General features: G+C 46.3%; 1 protein-coding gene. It reads left to right on the forward strand.

The features are described from left to right. Positions 1-22: 22 nt before the first annotated feature. The coding region (locus tag PZH32_RS13970; protein WP_275208870.1) for a Na+/H+ antiporter NhaC family protein at positions 23-287 on the forward strand (265 nt) is incomplete at its 3' end.

Here is a 287-nt window from a genome sequence, read left to right on the forward strand (position 1 = left end):
GAATTCAGCAGCAGGCGGACTGATGAACCTTCTTCCGGCAATCATCTTCCTTGTAGGATGCTTTCTTGCATTTGCAACAGGTACTTCCTGGGGAACGTTCGGAATTCTGATTCCAATCGTAGTTGCAGTATTCCAAGGTACGAACGAGACAATGATGATCATCTCGATCTCAGCTTGTATGGCCGGAGCAGTTTGCGGAGATCATTGTTCACCTATTTCAGATACAACAATCATGGCATCCGCAGGAGCGCAGTGTAATCATGTAAATCATGTATCCACGCAGCTTC

Origin of the sequence: Adlercreutzia equolifaciens, from assembly GCF_029076695.1 — a bacterium.
GTDB classification, from domain to species: domain Bacteria; phylum Actinomycetota; class Coriobacteriia; order Coriobacteriales; family Eggerthellaceae; genus Adlercreutzia; species Adlercreutzia equolifaciens_A.